This window comes from Bradyrhizobium liaoningense (assembly GCF_018130955.1).
GTDB classification, from domain to species: Bacteria; Pseudomonadota; Alphaproteobacteria; order Rhizobiales; family Xanthobacteraceae; genus Bradyrhizobium; species Bradyrhizobium liaoningense_C.
In genome coordinates this window covers 12,334-31,175 of sequence record NZ_JAFCJM010000059.1, presented here as the reverse complement: position 1 = coordinate 31,175, position 18,842 = coordinate 12,334, and the positions used below count along the sequence as shown (strand labels likewise).

19 protein-coding genes are annotated in these 18,842 nt (G+C 61.0%); 8 read left to right on the top strand and 11 right to left on the bottom strand.

Annotation, left to right across the window (positions count from 1 at the left end; translation table 11 throughout):
* Positions 1-31: 31 nt before the first annotated feature.
* On the top strand, positions 32-568 hold the full coding sequence (locus JQ632_RS31545; RefSeq protein WP_212406555.1) for a tetratricopeptide repeat protein: 537 nt from the start codon (positions 32-34) through the stop codon (positions 566-568).
* 80 nt (positions 569-648) lie between these two features.
* On the opposite strand, the gene JQ632_RS31540 is transcribed toward JQ632_RS31545, so the two are convergent.
* The 8 genes from JQ632_RS31540 to JQ632_RS31505 form a co-directional block, all read right to left on the bottom strand.
* The gene (locus JQ632_RS31540) at positions 649-1,425 is read right to left on the bottom strand and encodes an SDR family oxidoreductase (RefSeq protein WP_212406554.1); all 777 of its coding nucleotides are present in this window, start codon (positions 1,423-1,425) and stop codon (positions 649-651) included.
* A gap of 11 nt (positions 1,426-1,436) precedes the next feature.
* Positions 1,437-2,714 carry an L-fuconate dehydratase gene (locus JQ632_RS31535; protein ID WP_212406553.1) on the bottom strand — a complete coding sequence of 426 codons (1,278 nt, stop codon included), beginning with the start codon at positions 2,712-2,714 and terminating at the stop codon, positions 1,437-1,439.
* Positions 2,715-2,733: 19 nt separating this feature from the next.
* Complete coding sequence (locus JQ632_RS31530) at positions 2,734-3,588, bottom strand: fumarylacetoacetate hydrolase family protein (protein ID WP_212406552.1); 855 nt, start codon at positions 3,586-3,588, stop codon at positions 2,734-2,736.
* A gap of 63 nt (positions 3,589-3,651) precedes the next feature.
* On the bottom strand, positions 3,652-4,599 hold the full coding sequence (locus tag JQ632_RS31525; RefSeq protein ID WP_212406551.1) for an ABC transporter substrate-binding protein: 948 nt from the start codon (positions 4,597-4,599) through the stop codon (positions 3,652-3,654).
* A gap of 100 nt (positions 4,600-4,699) precedes the next feature.
* The gene (locus tag JQ632_RS31520; RefSeq protein ID WP_212406550.1) at positions 4,700-5,698 is read right to left on the bottom strand and encodes an ABC transporter permease; all 999 of its coding nucleotides are present in this window, start codon (positions 5,696-5,698) and stop codon (positions 4,700-4,702) included.
* Positions 5,695-7,224, bottom strand: a complete 1,530-nt coding sequence (locus tag JQ632_RS31515; RefSeq protein WP_212406549.1) for a sugar ABC transporter ATP-binding protein — start codon at positions 7,222-7,224, stop codon at positions 5,695-5,697. Before JQ632_RS31515 ends, JQ632_RS31520 begins: the two co-directional genes overlap by 4 nt.
* Complete coding sequence (locus tag JQ632_RS31510) at positions 7,221-8,102, bottom strand: amidohydrolase (RefSeq protein WP_212406548.1); 882 nt, start codon at positions 8,100-8,102, stop codon at positions 7,221-7,223. The genes JQ632_RS31515 and JQ632_RS31510 overlap by 4 nt, the downstream gene beginning before the upstream one ends.
* A 15-nt stretch (positions 8,103-8,117) precedes the next feature.
* Positions 8,118-8,867, bottom strand: a complete 750-nt coding sequence (locus JQ632_RS31505) for an SDR family oxidoreductase (RefSeq protein ID WP_212406547.1) — start codon at positions 8,865-8,867, stop codon at positions 8,118-8,120.
* Between the two features lie 121 nt (positions 8,868-8,988).
* On the opposite strand from JQ632_RS31505, the gene JQ632_RS31500 reads away from it, so the two are divergent.
* The 3 genes from JQ632_RS31500 (at position 8,989) to JQ632_RS31490 (ending at position 12,076) form a co-directional block, all read left to right on the top strand.
* Positions 8,989-9,774 (top strand): IclR family transcriptional regulator, encoded by a 786-nt coding sequence (locus JQ632_RS31500; protein ID WP_212406546.1) that lies wholly within the window; start codon positions 8,989-8,991, stop codon positions 9,772-9,774.
* A 36-nt stretch (positions 9,775-9,810) separates the two neighbouring features.
* Positions 9,811-10,956, top strand: coding sequence for an alpha-hydroxy acid oxidase (locus tag JQ632_RS31495; RefSeq protein WP_212406545.1), 1,146 nt, complete (start codon positions 9,811-9,813; stop codon positions 10,954-10,956).
* Positions 10,957-11,281: 325 nt separating this feature from the next.
* Positions 11,282-12,076: a Crp/Fnr family transcriptional regulator gene (locus JQ632_RS31490; RefSeq protein WP_212406544.1), complete on the top strand. Its 795-nt coding sequence runs from the start codon at positions 11,282-11,284 to the stop codon at positions 12,074-12,076.
* A gap of 22 nt (positions 12,077-12,098) precedes the next feature.
* On the opposite strand, the gene JQ632_RS39745 is transcribed toward JQ632_RS31490, so the two are convergent.
* Positions 12,099-12,350, bottom strand: a complete 252-nt coding sequence (locus JQ632_RS39745; RefSeq protein ID WP_249152677.1) for a hypothetical protein — start codon at positions 12,348-12,350, stop codon at positions 12,099-12,101.
* Between the two features lie 721 nt (positions 12,351-13,071).
* Between JQ632_RS39745 and JQ632_RS31485 the strand changes: the two genes are divergently transcribed.
* From JQ632_RS31485 to JQ632_RS31475, 3 genes are all read left to right on the top strand, one after another.
* Complete coding sequence (locus JQ632_RS31485) at positions 13,072-13,317, top strand: hypothetical protein (RefSeq protein ID WP_212406543.1); 246 nt, start codon at positions 13,072-13,074, stop codon at positions 13,315-13,317.
* A gap of 190 nt (positions 13,318-13,507) precedes the next feature.
* Entirely contained in the window at positions 13,508-14,635 is a 1,128-nt protein-coding gene (locus tag JQ632_RS31480; protein WP_249152676.1) for a serine/threonine protein kinase, read from the top strand.
* Positions 14,622-15,698 (top strand): nucleotidyltransferase family protein, encoded by a 1,077-nt coding sequence (locus JQ632_RS31475; RefSeq protein WP_212406542.1) that lies wholly within the window; start codon positions 14,622-14,624, stop codon positions 15,696-15,698. Before JQ632_RS31480 ends, JQ632_RS31475 begins: the two co-directional genes overlap by 14 nt.
* Before the next feature lie 60 nt (positions 15,699-15,758).
* Here JQ632_RS31475 and JQ632_RS31470 read toward each other — a convergent pair whose 3' ends face one another.
* Entirely contained in the window at positions 15,759-16,136 is a 378-nt protein-coding gene (locus tag JQ632_RS31470; protein ID WP_212406541.1) for an H-NS family nucleoid-associated regulatory protein, read from the bottom strand.
* A 739-nt stretch (positions 16,137-16,875) separates the two neighbouring features.
* On the opposite strand from JQ632_RS31470, the gene JQ632_RS31465 reads away from it, so the two are divergent.
* Positions 16,876-17,244 carry an H-NS family nucleoid-associated regulatory protein gene (locus tag JQ632_RS31465; protein WP_212406540.1) on the top strand — a complete coding sequence of 123 codons (369 nt, stop codon included), beginning with the start codon at positions 16,876-16,878 and terminating at the stop codon, positions 17,242-17,244.
* Positions 17,245-17,310: 66 nt separating this feature from the next.
* Here JQ632_RS31465 and JQ632_RS31460 read toward each other — a convergent pair whose 3' ends face one another.
* A complete protein-coding gene (locus JQ632_RS31460) occupies positions 17,311-18,783 on the bottom strand; it encodes an exopolysaccharide biosynthesis polyprenyl glycosylphosphotransferase (RefSeq protein ID WP_212406539.1) in 1,473 nt (490 codons plus the stop codon).
* Positions 18,784-18,842 lie beyond the last annotated feature (59 nt).

The window sequence follows — 18,842 nt, the reverse complement described above, 5'->3', positions numbered from 1 at the left end:
GAGGCCGCTGAGCCGGGCGGGGACAGTGCTTATGCGGCGCATCTTCTTAATGCTGACCTGTTGCTGGATGGGGATAGGCCTTGCGGCGTGTGACCAGACACTGAGGGAGGCCGCCATCGTGGCTCCCGTTGATCCACCTGGCGGGGACCCCGTGCAGGAACCGACCGACGTCAAATATTATCCCTCGGACGAGCCGGTGCGGCTGGGCTTGGAGCATTTCAACCGCGGCAGTTACGGGCTCGCCCAGCGCTATTTCAAGGACGCCGTCGAGAAATCGCCCAAGGACGTGACTGCTTGGATTGGGTTAGCTGCGAGCTATGATCGGATTCGTCGATTTGACCTGGCTGACAAGGCGTATGCCCAGGCAATCCGGCTAGGAGGCGAAACCGTTCAAGTCCTGAATGATCAGGGATATTCGTACATGCTGCGCGGCAATCTGAGTGCGGCGCGACGGAAGTTTGAGAAGGCCTATTCGCTCGATCCAGGCAACCCGGTTATCGCCAATAACCTTGAGCTTCTCAACGGCAGTCGCAGGTTCATCGAAAGGCCGCCGAATAATCAGCCATAGACAGAAGAACCACCGCAATATTTGATACAACCAGTTCGGCGAGACAACATGCGACCTCAGACGCATGAAGGGCTCCTACGTTAACTGAGCGCGCGATCGAGATGGGTATAACCGCCGTCGACGAACAGCCATTGGCCGGTCGTGTGGCTCGCCTTGTCGGAGAGCAGGAAGATGACAGTGTCGGCGATTTCTTCCGCTGTCGTCATCCGTTGTCCGAGCGGTATGCGGCGGGTGATTTCCTCTAGCCGCTGCTCGGGTTCGTCGAAAGTCTTCAGCCACTTCTCGTAAAGCGGCGTCATTACCTCGGCGGGGATGACCGCGTTGACTCGGATGCCTTCGTCGCGAAGGGCCGCCGCCCATTCGCGCGTGAGCGAAAGCTGCGCGCCCTTGGCGGCGGTGTAGCCGCTGGTGCCGCCCTGGCCGGTGAGGGCGGTCTTGGAGGAGACGTTGACGATGGCGCCGCGCGATTTTCTCAGCCACGGCAGGCAGTGGTGCGCGGTGGTGTAATAGTGGATCAGGTTGCGCTCCAGCGACTCGCGGAACGCATCGGGGCCGGCTTCGAGGTCGATGCCGTCGTTGATGCCGGCATTGTTGACCAGCCCGTCGATGCGACCGAAGGTATTGGCCACCTGCTCCACCGCTTGGCCGATCTCGGAGTCGTGCATCAGTTCGACCTGGACGAACAGCGAATGCGGCGACAATTCCTTTAGCTTCGCCGCGAAATCGTCTGCCAGCGGGCTGCGGCCGAAGACGACCGGGGTGGCGCCTTCGGCCGCCAGGCCGATCGTGACCGCGCCGCCAATGCCGGCGCCGCCGCCGGTGACGATGACCACCTTGTCCTTCAGCCGCAGGTCCATTGTGGTCTTCCTCAGCCGCGGAACTGAAAGTTTTCGAACGTCGCCGGCTTCATCTCGATGGAGAAGCCCGGCGCCGTCGGCGGCATGTAGGCGGCATTGCGCACGACACACGGTTCCTTGAACAACTCGTGCAGGTGGTCGACATATTCGACGACGCGGCCCTCGCGGGTGCCGGCGATGCAGACATAATCGATCATCGACAGGTGCTGGACATATTCGCACAGCCCGACGCCGCCGGCATGCGGGCAGACCGGCAGGTTGTATTTCGCCGCCATCAACAGCACGGCGAGGATCTCGTTGACGCCGCCGAGGCGGCATGAGTCGATCTGCACCACGTCGATGGCGCCGCGCATGATGAACTGCTTGAACATGATGCGGTTCTGGCACATCTCGCCGGTGGCGATCTGAACCGGAGCCACGCCCTCGCGGATCTTGCGGTGGCCTTCTACGTCGTCGGGATTGGTCGGCTCCTCGATAAACCACGGCTTGGCGAAAGCAAGGTCGCGCACCCAGTCGATGGCTTGGTCGACCTCCCAGACCTGGTTGGCGTCGATCATCAACTGCCGGTCGGGGCCGAGCACTTCGCGGGCTATGCGCAGGCGCCTGATGTCGTCGGCCTTGTCGCGTCCGACCTTGAGCTTGACGTGGCTGAAGCCGGCGTCGACCGCTTCCTGGCAGAGCCGGCGCAGCTTCTCGTCGCCGTAGCCGAGCCAGCCGGCAGAGGTGGTGTAGCAGGGGTAGCCTTCCCGGTTGAGAGTTTCGATCCGCGCGGCCTTGCCGGGCGCCTTCTCGCGCAGCATGGCGAGAGCTTCGTCGGGCGTGATGCAGTCGGTGATGTAGCGAAAGTCGATGCATCGCACGAGTTCCTCGGGCGACATGTCGGCGACCAGCCTCCACAGCGGTTTGGCCGCCATCTTGGCCCAGATGTCCCAGACAGCGTTGACCACTGCGCCGGTGGCCAGGTGGATCGCGCCCTTGTCGGGCCCGATCCAGCGTAGCTGGCTGTCTGACGTGACATGACGCCAGAAGGCGCCCATGTCGGCCGTGACCTTGTCCATGTCCAGACCGACGACCAGGTGGCGCATCGCCTTGATCGCCGCACAGCAGATCTCGTTGCCACGGCCGATGGTGAACGTCAGGCCATGACCTTCGATGCCGGGCGCGTCAGTCTTCAGGACGACATAGGCCGCCGAATAGTCGGGATCCGGGTTCATCGCGTCGGAACCGTCGAGATGCTGCGAGGTCGGAAAGCGCAGGTCGAGCACTCGCATATCGATGATGCTGGTCATGGTCTGGATCCTGGGAGCTTCAGGCAGCGATAACGCGCTGCCTCTGGGTGCCGAGGCCTTCGATGCCGAGGGTCATCGTCTGGCCGGGCTTGAGATAGATGGGAGGCTTCTGGCCGAGGCCGACGCCGGGTGGGGTGCCGGTCGAGATGATGTCGCCGGCCTGCAGGCTCATGAAGCGACTGAGGTAGGAAACGATGTGCCGGACACTGAAGATCATGGTCTTGGTCGAGCCGTCCTGGAACCTTTTGCCGTCGACGTCGAGCCAGAGCTTGAGGTTCTGCAGGTCGGCGATCTCGTCCGATGTCACCATCCAGGGGCCGGTCGGGCCGAAGGTGTCGCAACCCTTGCCCTTGTCCCAGGTGCCGCCGCGCTCGATCTGGTATTCGCGCTCGGAGACATCGTTGATCACGCAGTAACCGGCGACGCGGCTCATGGCGTCGGCCTCGTCGATGTAGCGGCCCGGCGTGCCGATGACGACGCCGAGCTCAACCTCCCAGTCGGTCTTGACCGACCCGCGCGGGATTTCGACGTCGTCGTTGGGACCGACGATGGCCGAGGTCCACTTGTTGAAGACGACCGGTTCGGCCGGAATGGCGGCGCCCGTCTCGGCGGCGTGGTCGGCATAGTTGAGGCCGATGCAGATGAATTTTCCGACGCGGCCGACGCAGGCGCCCAGGCGCAGGTCTTGCTGCGGCGTGCCGGCGACCAGCGGCAGGGTCTCGGGAGCGATGCCGCGCAGGCGGGCGAGGCTCTCGGGCGCAAGCACGTCGCCGGCGATGTCGTCGACAATGCCTGAGAGATCGCGGACGCGGCCGGACGTGTCGAGCAGGCCGGGCTTCTCTTTGCCCTTCGGGCCGTAGCGGAGCAGTTTCATCTCGTTCACCTTGCTTTGAAAAAATGCCGGAGGCGGCGAACCGCCTCCGGTCGATGTGATGCGTCAGTCGTAGAGGACGGCCGCGATCTCGGGCTTATCGATGTTCGACTTGTCGTAATAGTAGAAGCCCGTGTCGATGCGCTTTTCGACCGCTTCGCCCTTGGCCGCCTTCACCGCCGCCTCGACGGTCTTGTAGCCAATGCCGACAGGGTTCTGGGTGATGGCGCCGGCCATCTGGCCGTCGCGGATCGCCTGCTTCTGCTGGGCGCCCGAGTCATAGCCAATGATGACGAGTTTGCGGCCGAGTTCCTTGGCGCCATTGACGACGCCGATGGCCGAGCCCTCATTGGCGCCGAACATGCCCTTGATGTCGGGATTGGCCTGCAGGATCGCCTTGGTGATCTCGGTCGACTTGAGATGGTCGCCCTCGCCATATTCGGTGGCGACGATCTGGACCTTGGGGTGGGCTTGCTTCATGCGGTTGACGAAGCCGTCGCGACGGTCGATGCCGGTACGGCTGGTCTGGTCGTGGACGACGAGCGCGACCTTGCCTTGATCGCCGATCAGCTCGGCCATCTTGTCGGCGGCAAGAGCCGCGGCAGCGATGTTGTCGGTCGAGGCAGTGGCAACAGGGATATCGCTGTCGACGCCGGAGTCGAAGGCGACGACCGCGATCTTGGCGGCCTTGGCCTGTCGTAGAAGCGGAATGGCCGCCTGGCTGTCGAGCGCGGCGAAGCCGATTGCAGCCGGCTTCTTGGCGAGAGCGGCTGCCAGCATGTCGATCTGGCGATCGACCTGCGATTCCGAATCCGGGCCTTCGAAGGTGACGGTGACGCCGAGGTTGGCGGCAGCCTTGTCTGCGCCGGCCTTCACGGCCTGCCAGAACTGATGCTGGAAGCCCTTGGAGATCAGCGGGATGTAGATCTTGTCCTGGGCCAGCGCGAAGCTCGAGCCAGAGCACAGGAATGCTGCGGCGCCGATGGCGCCCAGTACGGTGCGTCTAGTGAACATGTTTTCTCCTTACGTTCGTTTTCCGATCCGAAATTGCCAGGAGCGTTTTCGCTCTTCTTGATGTTGGCGCAGCCGTCGGGCTGCGCGAAGCAGGCCCTCATCAAAGCCTGCGGCGCCGCAGAATGTCGGTGTAGACGGCCAGAATGATGATCGAGCCGGTGACCACGGTTTGCCATTCCTGGGCGACCGACAGGATGCGCAGCCCGTTGGCGAGCACGGAGATGATGAGCGCGCCAATGAGCGTGCCGATGATGGTGCCGCGGCCGCCCGAGAGCGACGTGCCGCCGATAACGACGGCCGCAATCGCGTCGAGCTCGTAGCCCTGGCCGAGGGCAGGCTGGGCAGAGTTGAGGCGCGAGGCGATGAGCAGGCCGGCTATGCCGCAGATGCTGCCGGCGAGCGCATAGACGGCGATCTTCCACCGGTCGGTGTTGACGCCCGACAGGCGCACCGCTTCCTCGTTGGAACCGAGCGCGAACGTGAAGCGGCCGAGGATGGTGCGCTCGAGGATGAAGCTTGCGGCAATCGCCACCAGGAACAGGATCAGCACGCCGTTGGGGATAGGTAGGGCCGGGAAGACGGAGCCGATCAGCGAACCCTGCGATATCTGGGTGAAGCCGGGTGTGCTGTTGAAGTAGATCGGGCGCGTGCCGGAGATGACAAGCGACAGGCCCTTGAGGATCAGCATCATGCCGAGGGTGGCGATGAAGGGCGGGATCTTGAGCTTGGCGACGAAGCTGCCTGATAGAGTGCCGCTGCAGGCGCCGGCGAGGACGGCGGCCAGCACGCCGAGGCCGAGCGGCATGCCCCAGAAAGTCAGCACCACGCCGGCGATGACCGCGCAGAAGGTCATCAGTGTGCCGACCGACAGGTCGATGCCGCCGGTGATGATAACGAGCGTCGCGGCAATCGCCAGCACGCCGTTGACCGATGTCGCCTGCAGGATGGCGATGATGTTCGACGTCTGCATGAAATTGGGCGAGGCGAGGCTGAACACCGCAACCAGCGCGATCAGGCTGGCGAATGCGAGTAACCGGTGCTGCGCGCCCGAGAAGCGGGCGCCGGACGCGACGTTCGTCGCCGATGCTATCGCACTCATTTGACCTCTCCCTTTGCCGGCTTGTCGTTCTCTCCACCGCGGCGCGTGGCGAGGTGCATGATCTCTTCCTGGCTGGCGCCGGCAGGCAGGATGCCGGTCAGCCGGCCCTCGCACATGACGGCGATGCGGTGGCTGAGCCGGAGCACCTCGGGCAGCTCGGAGGAGATGACGATGATGGCACGACCCTGCTCGGCCAGCGCATTCAAGAGCTTGTAGATCTCGTTCTTGGCACCGACGTCGATGCCGCGCGTCGGCTCGTCGAAGATCAGCACCTCGCAGTCGCGCAGCAGCCATTTGGCGATGACGATCTTCTGCTGATTCCCGCCGGAGAGCAGCCGCACCTCCTGGCGATCGGACGGCGTCTTGATGGTGAGCTGGTCGACATAGTGGACGGCGGCCTGCTGCATGGCCGGCTCCTTCAGCAGCCCCCCGGGACCGGTGAAGCGGCTGAGACTGGCCAGTGCGATGTTGTTGCGCACGTCCATGCCGACGGCGAGGCCGAAATGCTTGCGGTCCTCGGAGAGATAGCCGATGCCGGCGCGCACAGCGTCCTCCGGCTTGCGGATGTCGACCATCCTGCCATGCATGAGGATATCGCCGCCGTCGCGCCGGTCGGCGCCGAAGATGGCGCGCGCGACCTCGGTGCGGCCGGCGCCCATCAGGCCGGCGAAGCCCAGGATCTCACCCTTGCGGACCGAGAAGGAGACGTCGCGGATCTCGCTGCCGCGGCTGATATTCCTGACCTCGAGCACGATATCGGAATTCGAATGGTCGGGCACGACGGGGCGTTCGTCCGTGAGGGCGCGTCCGACCATCATGGCGATTATCTTCTCGACCGGAGTTTCGCCGGCGGGAACGGAGCCGATATATTCGCCGTCGCGCATGACCGTCACGCGGTCGGCAATGCGCTTCAGTTCGTCCATCTTGTGGGAGATGTAGACAATGCCGACGCCCTCGGCCTTGAGGCGGGCGATAATGGCGAAGAGCTCGTTGATCTCAGCGTCGTTCAGCGCCGCCGTCGGCTCGTCCATGATCAGCACCCGCGAGCGGTAGGACAGCGCCTTGGCGATCTCGACCATTTGCTGGCGGGCGATCGTCAGCCCACCGACCAGCGTGCGCGGGTCGAGCTTGAGATGCATGCTGGCAAAGATCTCGGCGGCCTCGGCATTAAGCTTGGCTTCGTCAAGCAGGAATCCGCCGGCCTTGCGCGGCTCGCGGCCGATGAAGATGTTCTGCGCCGCCGTCAGGTGCGGCATCAGGTTGAGTTCCTGATGGATGATACCGATGCCGAGATCCTGGGCCTGGCGCGGCGAGTTGATCTCGACCGGCTTGCCGTCGAGCAGGACCTCGCCGCCGTCGCGGTGGTAGATGCCGGCGAGGATCTTCATCATCGTCGACTTGCCAGCGCCGTTCTCGCCCATCAGCGCATGGACCTCGCCGGAGCGCAGGTCGAACTGGGCGTTGTGCAGCGCGCGCACGCCGGGAAAGGACTTCTCGATGCCTTTCATCGAGACGAGGGCTGTCATGCGCGGCCTTCCTCGATGCCATAGAATCGGGCCGCGGTGCCGCCGAGGATCGCGGCACGTTCCGGCTCGCCGAGACCGTCGAGCAGCCGGTCGGTGACCTCGTCCCAGAAGGCGAAGGGGGCTGCCAAGGTGAGTACAGGCCAATCAGAACCCCAGATCAAGCGATCCGGCGTGAACCAGGTAAGCAGGCTGTCGACGGTAGGGCGCAGGGCCTTAGCCGCCGCCGCAGGCGTGGTCCTGAGTTCTTTCGGCAGTTCTGTCAGCAGACCGGACAGCTTGCAGCACAGATGCGGATAGGCCGAGAGCTGGGCCATGCCGAGCTTCCACATGGCGTGGCGCGAGTCGTTGGCCGGTGCGGTGAAGGCGGGCTTGGCGGCATGGTCGATGACAACCGGCAAACCCGGGGTCATCTCCACGAAACGGCGCAGCGCCTCGAGATGCTGGGGCATGACCAGGGCATCGAAGCGCAGGCGGAGGCGCTTCAGCGCGGCGATCGCTTCAGGGCGCGGGCGGGTAGCGATCCAGTCGATGTCATCGAGGTCCTGCAGCATTGGCCGCACGCCCTTGAACAAGGGATTGCTGGCGAAGCGCTCGAGGGAGGCCACGCTTTCGGCAGACGACAGATCGACCCAGCCGACGACGCCGGCAACAGCCCTGTCGTCGCGGCCCTGGTCGAGCAGGAACTGCGTCTCCGCCTCGGTAGGGGCTGCCTGAACGAGAATGCGCCTTGCTATGCCGGCCACCTCGGCCAGCGGGCGCATCTCGGCTGCGCCGAAGTCGCGATAGATCGGGGCGAGATGGGCTGCGGGCGTCAGCCAGCCGTAGTCGCCGCGCTGGAGCGCCCAGTAATGGCAGTGGCTGTCGATCCGTCTGGTCATCTCCCGCCGCTCCGCCTAGATGGTGACGCCACCGTCGACAAGGACCGCCTGGCCGGTGACAAAGCGCGACTCATCGGACAGCAGGTAGACGACCAGCGGCGCGATATCCTCGACGGTTGCCAGCCGGCCGATGGGCTGGCGGGCGATGAATTCCTTCTCGGCCTGCACCGGGTCGGCGGCTGCGGAAATCCGGCCACGCAGCGAGGGCGTGTCGACAGTGCCCGGGCATAGCGCGTTGCAGCGGACGCCACGGCGTACATAGTCGGCGGCCATGCCCTTGGTGAAGCCGATGACGGCCGCCTTGGTGGCGCCGTAGAGCAGCCGATTGGGGAAGCCTTTGATCGACGAGGCCATGGAGGCCATGTTGAGAATCGACACGGCGCCGGTCTTGTCGGCGCGCTCAAGCATGCCCGGCAGGAACGCCCTGATGGTGCGATACATGCTCTTGACGTTGAGGTCGAAGCTGAAATCCCAATCGTCGTCGCTGCAGTCCATGATTGTGCCGTGATGGACGAAGCCGACACAGTTGAACATGCCGTCAATCGGTGCCTGCCCGGCGGCGAAGGCCGCGACTGCTGCACCGTCGCGCGCGTCGAGCTTGTGGGTCTCGACGTTGACGCTCTCGTCCGAGAGCGTCTTCAGCGCCTCGTCGTTGATGTCGGTGGCGATGACATGCGCGCCTTCCCTGGCGCAGGCCAGTACGCTGGCGCGGCCGATGCCTTGGCCGGCGGCGGAAATGAAAATGCGCTTCCCGCTCAGTCGCATAACCCTCGTTCCTCCCAGCAAACCGCTTGCACGTTTGTCTATATATGAACATATTATCTATAAATGAACCGTCCTTGCAATGGGGAATCGCGAGGCTGGTCAAGCGAGAGGATTTCGCGCGATGCCAAAAGGGCCGGCAAAGACCATCAACAGCGTGGATAAGGATGACCGCTACCGCGCACCTGCGCTCGACAAGGGGCTCGACATCCTGGAGCTGCTTTCCGAGCAGCCGGGCGGCCTGACCCGTGCTGAGATCGTCAAGGCGATGGGCCGCGGGCCGAGCGAGGTCTACCGCATGCTCGAGCGGCTCGTGGTGCGCGACTATGTGAGCCGCTCGCGTGAGGGCGATCGCTACTCACTCACTATGAAGTTGTTCGTCCTTGGGCATCGGCACCCGCCTGTCCGGCGCCTCATAACCCGTGCGACACCGCTCATGGATGCCTTTGCCATGGAAACGGAGCAATCCTGCCATCTGGTCGTTATCGATCGTGATGCGGCGATCGTGGTTGCCCATTCCAGCCCTCCTGGCAATTGGGAGTTCGGAATCAGGATCGGCTCTCACATCGATCTCCTCACCACGGGATCCGGACAGGTGCTGCTTGCATTTCAAGATCCACTCTCCCGTACCGAACTGATGGCCAAGTGGGAAGGATCACCAAGGGCGGATGAACTTCGAAGGCTAGAGCTCGAGATAAGTCGCTGTCGGGCGGCCGGTTATCGGGTCGGCGATAGTCGCCAGATTGCAGGCGTCCGGGACGTGTCCGTTCCTGTACTCTCTCCTGAAGGACACGCCTTTGCGGTTTTGACATGCCCCTTTATTCAGCGACTTGACGGGGCAAATCATGCTTCGGTGGCCTCTGTTATCGAGCAGCTGCAGATTGCGTCCAAACAACTATCACTGGCATAGCCGAAAGTTCCGGTCAGCCACACTGAAAGGGCAGCCATGCGTCTGCGCGATTGTCATAACTTCCATGATTTCCGGCGTATGGCCAAGCAGCGACTGCCTGGACCGATCTTCAACTACATCGATGGCGCGGCTGATGACGAAGTGACTCACCGGCGCAACTCGCTAAGCTTCGAAAGCTGCGATCTGCTTCCCAACGTGCTGCGCGGCGTGACGGAGGTCGACCTTTCCGTGACCGTCATGGGACAGAAGCTGTCGATGCCGGTCTACTGCTCGCCCACCGCACTGCAGCGCCTTTTTCATCACGAAGGCGAACGCGCCGTTGCCGCGGCCGCCGGCAAGTCGGGGACGATGTTCGGGGTTTCGTCGCTGGGCACAGTCAGCCTCGAAGAAGCACGCCGGATCAGCAGCGGGCCACAAGTCTATCAGTTCTACTTCCACAAGGATCGTGGCTTGAATCGAGCCATGATGCAGCGTGCCAAGGAGGCCGGCGTCGAGGTCATGATGCTGACCGTCGACAGCATCACTGGCGGAAACCGCGAGCGCGACAAACGCACCGGCTTTTCCATTCCCTTTGCGCTCAATCTGGCCGGCATCCTGCAGTTCGCCCTGAAACCAGCCTGGGCGCTGAACTACCTCACCCACGAGAGCTTCAAGCTGCCGCAGTTGGACAAACATGTCGACATGGGCAGCGGCACGATGTCGATCAGCCGCTACTTCACGGAGATGCTCGATCCGTCGATGAGTTGGGATGACGTGTCTGACATGGTCGAGCTCTGGGATGGTCAGTTCTGTCTCAAAGGTATCATGTCGCCGGACGACGCCAGGCGAGCCGTGGATTGTGGCTGTACCGGGATCGTCCTTTCCAACCATGGCGGCAGGCAGCTCGATGGATCCCGTACCGCCTTCGATCAATTGGCAGAAATAGTGGATGCCGTCGGCGACGTGATCGACGTCCTGATGGACGGCGGGGTGCAGCGTGGCACGCACGTGCTGAAAGCCTTGTCTCTTGGTGCGAAAGCGGTTGGCATTGGCCGCTACTACCTGTTTCCGTTGGCCGCCGCCGGCCAACCGGGCGTCGAGCGTGCACTGAATTTGCTGCGCGCTGAGATCGAGCGTGACATGAAACTGATGGGGGCAAAGTCGGTCAGAGATTTGAATCGCTCCAACCTGCGGTTCAGGTAAATAGCACAACGCGTGCTACGCCCGAGATGCGGAACGAGATCCAAGTCGTATTTGGGGCCCGGTGATCTCGCAACGCGAGGCGAACTGCGTCCTTTATCCATGGTGGGGCGTGGCCGACCTGCGCCGTCGGTCCGGGTTACGACCGTCGTTGACACTTCAGGCATCGCAATCACACCAGGTTCCGGCTGCCTGCATAAACGGCGGCTTGCCTGAATGCGCATTCGCGCCTACCAATAGTTACGCTTGAATTGCATGAGCGTTTTACCGAGGAGGCCCACAGCGTACGTCGACATACGCTAATGGAAGCTCACTGAGGGAAACTTCCATGACAGAGCGCTGGGCCAGCGTTCAGAATAGGCTCTTAGCCTCACTGCCGTCGTCGGACCGGGCGTTGCTAACGCCGCACCTGCAACGGATTTCGTTCAAAGCGGACACGGTTCTCGTCCGTTCGGACGATGAGCTCCGCGACGTGTACTTTCTGCATAGTGGAGCCGTCGCATTCATGCTTGATATGCCGGACGGACAGACCGTTGCGACCACCTTGGTTGGACCGGAAGGTGCGGTGGGTTCGCTTTCCGCGCTTGGCCCCTCGGTCTCGCCAGTCACCGTTCTTGCCCGGGTGGCAGGTACCGCGTCACACATCACTGCGGCGAACTTCCAATCCGCCTACATGCAGAGTCCGGCCATTCGGCAGATCGTGCAGGTTCACACACGTGCACTGCTGCTGCAGCTCCAGCATGTTGCGGCCTGCAATGCGCTCCATTCGGTGGAACGACGAATGGCGCGATGGTTGTTGCAACTGCACGATATCATCTCCGACCGTCGGCTTCCTCTCACGCAGGAGGCCCTGGCGCAACTGCTCGGTGTGCGCAGAACGACGGTGACGCAAGCCGTGGCGCGGCTGCGGGAGGCGGGTGCCATCAAGTCCGACCGACGCGGCCTGATCGAAGTCCATCCCGCTCGGCTCGATGGTTTAGCGTGCGAATGCTACGCGATGGTGCAGACGAGAATCGCGCGCATGTACGACCAGGAGCTATCCGAGAGCGGGCTTGCAACGGGGCCGGCACAGGTAACGCGCGCTACTCACCCGCGCCAACTCGGCAGACGCGGCGCCAAATGAGAGACGTTCCGCGCTGAGTTGTCTATTCCCGGCCTTGCTCTCCTTCCTGACGGCGCATTTGCGCAGCCACATGGTGCTGAATAGCTCCACTGACAGGAGCCAGCGGCTCCTCGACCCAGGCCTCGCGCGCAAACCAGTTATGATTGGATCGACAGATTGGACAACGAGTGTTGCCGAAAAAGACAATACTCCGGAGAAAGCTCTCTCGGTCAGAGTTGATCCCAGTGGGGATCGCGCGTCCGGTTTGCGGGCACTTGACCATGATCATACCCATGCGGGACCTCTCTCGAACTTTGCCGTTGCTTGTTGCCGATCTTGAAAGGGCCGGCCGGCTGGATTGCGCATCTTCAGTACGACTGGGGGGGCATCGCGCACTGGTGTGATTTCGTCGGAGCAAGGGGCGGCCTGCCCGTGACGTCGCTTCTCCAACCGGCCGGATCGCTGCTTGAGCGAATCCTCTAGATACTGCCGGTCTTTAGCTCGGCAGCTCGTGTGTGATAATTATGCGGTCGCCCTCGAATGCGCCTGGGGCGTCCAATGAAATCGGCCTATTTGGCCGGGAGCGGCTCTTGGCGTGTACGGTGCCGCGCTCGGTGAAAACGATCGCGCGACCCATGACGGGCAAATTTGCCAACTCAATCAATGGCTTTACTCCACTCTCGTCACTTAAGTTAAATATTCATCGTCATGATTTAATGTGCAAATTAACTTTTTCGTCGTCGGTCGGATTTGTGACTCTCGTCCAAATTTATTTTGGTGTGCTGACTTGGTTTACGCTGCCGTTGAAGCCGTGTCTCCGGTTCGATGACGCTGGACCCATCGTTGATCATCGCTCCGAACGAATATGCAGAGCGCGCCTGTTGGTATTAAATTGGGTGTTTCCGGTTCAAGCATGAAACAAATTTTGATTATTTGGTAAAGATATAAATCTCGTTGTTAATTGCTGCCAATGACGTAAGCTAATTTCTCCAAGCTTGTCCGTTTGGGAGGAGACGATGTGGGAATTAATTCATAACAAGCGCAACTCCGCCTCGGCTGCGCAGCAGTTGGCCAAAATGCGCGAGGAATTAGTAAGCATTGGCGAGAAGGAACGCGTTCTGAGAGAGCGGAGTGCTGATCGCGAAGCCTACCGGTATCTGCTCGACGCGCACCGTTTGGTCGCGCGGGCGGGCGTTCTTGGAGAGCAGGTGTTGAATATTTCTCCACCTGGAACGGGCGAGGGCAACCAGTTGGCTGCCTGACTGTGGGCGCATTGTCATTTGGAAACGAAGCACGTGCCCGCGCCGAATATTGGGCCTGCATCGCCAGAATCGCCGTGAGGTTGATTCTCGTCTGCGGCGGCTATTCGTTCGATCGAACGCTGCGAAAATCGTGCATCGCAGCTGTCGTCGCCGCCTAGTCGGCACGACGGCGAGACAGATACCGTTCATATTGGCTGAAGCCGTGCTGGAAAAATCATCGACCGAAATGATGTTGAGGCCGGCCGCCGATGCGGTCTTCGCGCTGCTGGATGGTCGACCGGTGCTTTTCAGCGAGACAAGGCAGAAGATCTATGAACTGGACAAGGTAGGTGCATTCATCTGGTGCGAGCTGGCGCACGGCGCGTCTTTGGCGGCCATCTATCAGGAGCTCGGCAGGCTGGGCATTGACGAGTATACAGCGCGCCAGTTCTCGCGGCAGGCCATAAACGCCTGGATTGACCGAGAGCTGCTCGACGTCGACTGGCGAATGCCGGCCAATTGTGCCTTCTCAGCGGTTCTAGGCCGGCGCCGGATTAATGTCCGGGCTGAAAATTGGGACCTCTTGCAACGGATGGTTTCGCCATTTTGTGGTCCGGACAACGAGAACGGCGAAGACGACATTGCGGTCGAGGCAATGATGCTGGACGATCAAGTGCTCTTCCGCGGAAATGACGCGGGCACCCACAGATGTGAAGTCGAAGCACTGGCACCTACAATCAAAGCTCATCTCACCGAGCGCCTTATCCGAAGCAATCGTTGGGTCTTCGCCCTTCATGCCGCTACTCTTGCGAATTGCGGTATGGGCTTGTTGCTGTGCGGCCAGCCGGGAGCCGGAAAGTCGACTCTTACACTGCAGCTGGTGGACGCGGGGTTTCAGTATTCCGGCGATGATGTTGCACTGATTGGAGCTGATGGAACGGTCTGTGGAATCCCGTTTGCTCTCACACTCAAGGAGGGTTCGTGGGAGTTGTTGTCCCGACTACGTGGCGATTGGGACGACGTGACGCATCGCCGGGCCGATGGCGCTCAGGTGCGGTACTTGCCAATTCCGAACGCGCACAACGAAAGCCTTTCTGCAGGCTGGGTCATTTTTTTGAACCGGGTTGCGAACGGCTCGGCCGAGCTGACCGCGTTGGATCAGCTTGAATCGATGAAGCGGCTCATTGAGGGCGCATTTGCCTCTGACGGAAGGCTGTCGCGGGCCGGCTTTTTCGCTTTGAAGCGGATCGTTGCGGGCGCGCGATCGTTTCAGCTCACCTACTGCGAGTCAGTAGAGGCTCGGGGGCTGCTGATGGACTTGTGCAATGGCAAAGCATAGTGCGGCACTGACGAGCCTCTGCAATTGCCTGCGAGGCTTGCCGCCTGTCAATGTGGAGTGGACGTCCGTAATCGGACTCGCAAACGAGACGTTGACGACGCCCGCGCTCATTGACTTCGTCGATCAATATGCATCGGTGCTGCCGGAGGATGTCTGCGCGTATATCCGCCAGATCCACAACCGAAACGTGCTGCGCAACGATCGGTTGGCCGTTCAATTGGAAGAAGCTGTCGTTGCGATGAATGACCGCGGAGTTACGCCAGTGTTGCTCAAGGGGGCGGCGACGCTAGCCACCGCGCCTGATGAGCGGCGCGGTGTTCGACTGATGTCTGATCTGGATATCATGGTTGTGCCGGACGAAGCCGAAAGAGCAGTCGCGGCTCTCCGCGCAATTGGCTATCAAATTCATGATCAGGCCGCTCCCGACAGCCGGAGGTGGTATGTCGAGCTGATCCGGTCGAGGGACGTTGGCACCATCGATCTGCAGCGGGCGGCCCCAGGCCCTGCGTACGTCTACCGTGGCGCCGGACATGCTCTGAACCATTGCGTCCCTGCGTTGCTGGGGCGAGGGAGCGTGCGAATCCCGACGCCCACTTACCGGGCGCTCATGTTGATCATCCACGATCAGTTTCAAGACTATGGTTATTGGCTCGGCGACCTCGATCTGCGGCATCTTGTTGAACTGCGGGATCTGAGCAATTCCGTTGGAGGGCTCGACTGGAAGGAGCTTACCTCTCACGTCTCCGGCGAATTGATGAGGAACGCGGTCGAAACCCAGCTGTTCGCTCTCGCTGAGCTGCTTGGAGTCGAGATCCCGCACTCGCTGCGCTCCCGACTGATTCCGCGCCTGCAGTTCATTCGTCAAATGATGCAAGCGCGCTTTCCGGCCACACGTGTGCCCTTCCTCGCAATGACGGTCCTGGACTTCAGAAATTACCGGAGGGAGGCGACCATTGGCCTCACGCAAATCGACGCGCGCCGTGGATTGTGGTCGATGCCGAGAGTGGACAGCTTGCTGTTTCTGTTGAGGGCGACCACCGCGGTTCGTGCGGGAAAGGTCTAGGGGCGGCGACGGCGACACCAGCGGCGGCGATCAGCGGGCGAATTTGTGCAGTTGGCAGGGCTAGGAATGCTCTCGGCCACCAGCATTCCGATCGGACGATTCGCCGTTCTCGCGGATTCTGAATTCCTCCAGCGTGTGGCCCGATTGGAGGGCGGCAACCAGCCAGCGAGGCTGCTTGCCGCGTCCTGACCAGGTCTCTGTTGGCTGGAGAGGGTTGTAGTACTTCGGTACGACCTTCGGGTATTTGCGGCGCGGCGGCTGAGCTGTCCCTGTCTCGACGGCCCCTCCGCCGAATTGATCCGGCTGGTTGAGTTGCGCAAGACGTTTTTCCAGTTCCCGCTTTTCGGCGGTGATCTTTTCAGCAAGAATCTTCGTCAGCTCCTCGTGGAGGAGCCAAAGTTCCTCAAAATCCATGGCTTCGAGATCTTGCCTGCGCATAGCATTCCCGTCACCGTTCGGCTGACTCGGTATCCATCTATCATCCTCTACAATCGAGCATCAGGGCTCGAGTAACGAATGAACGATTGATCGAGGTCAGCACTGAAATTGACGCGGCAGTTAATTTAATATATATTATTTAATAATTATTGCGACGATTATTTTATTAATAAACCCCAGCGAGCCAAGAGGCCTGCTGAGGCGCAAAGAGGGGAAATAGTCTTGATCGAGTATCCTCTTGAACGTCTTCAAGATTCAATCAGCCGGTTTATCGTTCCCGCGGCTGCATTGTCGGACATCCAGGCACTGAGGGCCCAAATCGAGCTCAGACGGCGTGCCCTGAGAGACATCGAAATTATTCGCTACCGTTTGCGGCTTTGGGAGGGCGACCGCACGGCAATAGGGCTGCCCAGACGAAGGAAAGGCGGCCCAACGCACCAAGCCTCCTTATCGAGGCTGCGCCGTGGCAGGTTGTTCACGCGGCCGGGTTGATCTCATCCCTTCAGGCGGTTTGTCGCTTGAACGGTTCCGCGGCCGCCGTGGGACGTGTGAAACTACTCCATCCGCAGTTAAATTATGCGGATAGGTCATTTTCTCAGCTTGATTAGCACCCGCGATACAGTTATCAGGAACGCGAGTTCAGTTCGGTTCCATGCATTTTTTCGGGATAATTCGACTCTTAGTCTTGATTAATCTCGATTGCCGCAATATTAGATGGGCACAACTACACGGTGCGAGCATGTCAGCTAAGAAACTTGAATTAGATTCCATGTCCCTCGATGATCTCTGGTCGCTTCATGAGGAAATTAGCGGGATCTTGTCCGACCGGATCAAGGCGGAAAAGCACGAACTGGAGAAACGCCTGGCAGTTCTCGGGGGTGGGATGGCTGTTTTCGCGGATTCGAGGGGGGCGGACATGTCTCCGGCCGGCAAACCGAGGCGCAAATATCCTCGGGTGCTGCCGAAATATCGGAACCCGCAGACGTCCGAGACCTGGTCAGGGCGTGGCAAGCGGCCGCGATGGTTGGTTGCCGCGATGAAGTCTGGCCGGAGGATTGAGGAATTTCGCATAGGCGAAGGAAGCCCGAAGCTTCGTCAGCGGGCCTGACCGGATCTGCTTTGATCGACAGGATTGTTGCGGCCAGCTAGCCGGCCGGCGCAGCGCCATGTGCGCCTAGCATGCATTGCGCCCCCGCAGTACCTCCACGGGGGTTCGCAGCAGGATTCCGAGATCCAGCCGAAGGCTCCAGTTGTCGATGTACCAGAGATCATATTGTACACGCGTTTCGACCGTGACCGCCGTGGGGGTTGGGCCGCGGCAGCCATGGACTTGGGCCCACCCGGTCAATCCTGGCCTGACCCGGCGGCGAAGGGCGTAGCTGCGCACGAGCCTGTCAAATTCTCCGTCGTGAGCCAAGGCATGAGGACGCGGACCCACCAGCGACATGCTGCCGTCGAGAACATTTAGGAGCTGTGGCAGTTCATCAAAGCTTGTCCGGCGCAGCCATTTGCCGACGCGTGTGACGCGTCGATCGGCGCGGTTGGCCTGAAGGATCACTGGCCCGTCCTCGAGCACATGCATCGTTCGGAATTTGCGGATCAAGAAGATCCGGCCGTTGAAGCCACAGCGTTTTTGCCGAAAGAATACGGGGCCGCGAGAATCCAGCTTGATCGCAACTGCGGCCAGCGCAAGCAGCGGGGCAAGCATCGCCAAGGCGAGTACCGCGCCGACAAGATCAATCGTCCGCTTGGTCGCGCATTCCAGTGGTGTAAGAGGACCGCGCTGGAGCTCTACACAAACGGCACTTCCAAGACTCCGCGTAGGATGTCGAAGCAATTCGGATGTTGTGCCGACCGGCACGAACATGATCGGGAACGGCAATACGCGCAGATCGGCAACAAAGGCCCGAAGTTCGAGCCATCGCTCCGGGTCAGCTTCCACCACCACCTGGTCGAGCTGGCAACTGCGAATGTAGTCAATCACACGGGCGGTGAGCCGCCTTCGACAGGCTGGACCGAAGCCAATTGGAGGCAAGCTGAACCGTCCCTTGACGCAATAGCCGTGCATTGCCAACGTTTCGGACAGCCCCGCGTCTTTCGATAGTGGTTGGTCGCTGATCAGAACAATATTTGTGTCGGCGAACTTTCTGCCGCTCAGGCCCCTTCCGAGAAGCGCTTTGACTCCCCACCGCTCGGCCATGAGCAAGCCCAGGCCCAAGACGGCGAAAAGCGGGCCTGCTTGCTCAGAAGAACCCGGGCGAATTGCAAAGCCGTACACGGCCCAAATGAAGAGCAGCAATAACGTCCACGCCATACAGACGGCGCGTATCTGGTTTCGGAGTACGAGGAGCTCAACTGGTTGATAGAGGCCGTGGGTCTTCAGCACGCAAACAAGACAAGCCGCGCTGACGAGCGCCAAGCCAAGTGCGTCACTCAAGTCGCCAGCGGCTTGCCCATTTTGAGCTTGGTGCAGCAATGTAGAAACGAGGCTCGCAATTAGAATGGTCGCAACATCCGCACAGAGCGCCACGTATTCAACCGAGTCATAACGGAGGGGCCATTTGTGCTGGCGGGATACTGCCGGCCCGGCACTGACACGATCCGTAACAACCTCCCCATCGGGGAAATGTCGGTTCACGAAATTCATTGTCGGGACACTCGCTATTTAATATTTAATCTTTTATTAATTAATTGAATTTATCAAGT

Bases quoted from the DNA above. Each gene is read 5' to 3' on its own strand.
- JQ632_RS31545 (WP_212406555.1), top strand. From the start codon at position 32: ATGCGGCGCATCTTCTTAATGCTGACCTGTTGCTGGATGGGGATAGGC.
- JQ632_RS31540 (WP_212406554.1), bottom strand. From the start codon at position 1,425: ATGGACCTGCGGCTGAAGGACAAGGTGGTCATCGTCACCGGCGGCGGC.
- JQ632_RS31535 (WP_212406553.1), bottom strand. From the start codon at position 2,714: ATGACCAGCATCATCGATATGCGAGTGCTCGACCTGCGCTTTCCGACC.
- JQ632_RS31530 (WP_212406552.1), bottom strand. From the start codon at position 3,588: ATGAAACTGCTCCGCTACGGCCCGAAGGGCAAAGAGAAGCCCGGCCTG.
- JQ632_RS31525 (WP_212406551.1), bottom strand. From the start codon at position 4,599: ATGTTCACTAGACGCACCGTACTGGGCGCCATCGGCGCCGCAGCATTC.
- JQ632_RS31520 (WP_212406550.1), bottom strand. From the start codon at position 5,698: ATGAGTGCGATAGCATCGGCGACGAACGTCGCGTCCGGCGCCCGCTTC.
- JQ632_RS31515 (WP_212406549.1), bottom strand. From the start codon at position 7,224: ATGACAGCCCTCGTCTCGATGAAAGGCATCGAGAAGTCCTTTCCCGGC.
- JQ632_RS31510 (WP_212406548.1), bottom strand. From the start codon at position 8,102: ATGACCAGACGGATCGACAGCCACTGCCATTACTGGGCGCTCCAGCGC.
- JQ632_RS31505 (WP_212406547.1), bottom strand. From the start codon at position 8,867: ATGCGACTGAGCGGGAAGCGCATTTTCATTTCCGCCGCCGGCCAAGGC.
- JQ632_RS31500 (WP_212406546.1), top strand. From the start codon at position 8,989: ATGCCAAAAGGGCCGGCAAAGACCATCAACAGCGTGGATAAGGATGAC.
- JQ632_RS31495 (WP_212406545.1), top strand. From the start codon at position 9,811: ATGCGTCTGCGCGATTGTCATAACTTCCATGATTTCCGGCGTATGGCC.
- JQ632_RS31490 (WP_212406544.1), top strand. From the start codon at position 11,282: ATGACAGAGCGCTGGGCCAGCGTTCAGAATAGGCTCTTAGCCTCACTG.
- JQ632_RS39745 (WP_249152677.1), bottom strand. From the start codon at position 12,350: ATGGGTATGATCATGGTCAAGTGCCCGCAAACCGGACGCGCGATCCCC.
- JQ632_RS31485 (WP_212406543.1), top strand. From the start codon at position 13,072: ATGTGGGAATTAATTCATAACAAGCGCAACTCCGCCTCGGCTGCGCAG.
- JQ632_RS31475 (WP_212406542.1), top strand. From the start codon at position 14,622: ATGGCAAAGCATAGTGCGGCACTGACGAGCCTCTGCAATTGCCTGCGA.
- JQ632_RS31470 (WP_212406541.1), bottom strand. From the start codon at position 16,136: ATGCGCAGGCAAGATCTCGAAGCCATGGATTTTGAGGAACTTTGGCTC.
- JQ632_RS31465 (WP_212406540.1), top strand. From the start codon at position 16,876: ATGTCAGCTAAGAAACTTGAATTAGATTCCATGTCCCTCGATGATCTC.
- JQ632_RS31460 (WP_212406539.1), bottom strand. From the start codon at position 18,783: ATGAATTTCGTGAACCGACATTTCCCCGATGGGGAGGTTGTTACGGAT.